Raw genomic sequence first — 860 nt, 5'->3', positions numbered from 1 at the left:
GAGCCGATGTTCCTCAACTCCGGCTACGTCTACGAGTCGGCGGAGGCCGCGGAGGCGGCGTTCAACGGGGACATCCAGCGCTTCGTCTACTCCCGCTACGGCAACCCCACCGTGGCGATGTTCCAGGAGCGGCTGCGGCAGATCGAGGGCGCCGAGGCGTGCTTCGCCACCAGCTCCGGCATGTCGGCGGTGTTCGTGGCGCTGGCCGCGCTGTGCGGCAACGGCTCGCGCCTGGTGGCCTCGCGGGCGCTGTTCGGTTCCTGCTTCGTGATCTGCAACGAGATACTGCCGCGCTGGGGCGTGGAGACGGTGTTCGTGGACGGCGCCGATCTGGACCAGTGGCGCGAGGCGTTGAGCGAGCCGACCGACGCCGTGTTCTTCGAGTCCCCCTCCAATCCCATGCAGGAGCTGGTGGACGTCCGCGCGGTATGCGAGCTGGCCCATGCGGCCGGCGCGCAGGTGGTGGTGGACAACGTCTTTGCCACCGTCCTGCACCAGAAGCCGCTCGAGCTGGGCGCGGACATCGTGGTCTACTCCACCACCAAGCACATCGACGGCCAGGGCCGCGTCCTGGGCGGCGCCGTGCTGGGGCCGGAGGAGTTCATCTCCGGGCCGGTGCAGAACCTCATGCGCCACGCCGGGTTCGGGATGAGCGCGTTCAACGCCTGGGTGCTGCTCAAGGGGTTGGAGACCATGAGCCTGCGGGTGGAGCGGATGTCGGCCAACGCGCTGGAGGTGGCGCGGTTCCTCGAGTCGCACCCCGCCGTGGACTGGGTGGCGTACCCGATGCTGGAGTCGCACCCGCAGCACGAGCTGGCGCGGGCGCAGATGTCGGGCGGTGGGTCGGTGGTGACGTTCGG

General features: G+C 69.5%; 1 protein-coding gene. It reads left to right on the top strand.

Features of this window, described 5'->3' with window-relative positions; genetic code table 11:
* Positions 1–860: aminotransferase class I/II-fold pyridoxal phosphate-dependent enzyme (locus B4M60_RS00965; protein ID WP_291079490.1), on the top strand; the 860-nt coding region annotated here is incomplete at both ends.

The sequence above is a fragment of the Dietzia sp. UBA5065 genome, from assembly GCA_002415925.1.
Taxonomy (GTDB): Bacteria; Actinomycetota; Actinomycetes; order Mycobacteriales; family Mycobacteriaceae; genus Dietzia.
Note: the sequence above shows the minus strand (reverse complement) of the source record. Positions and strands in the feature narration are given on the sequence as shown.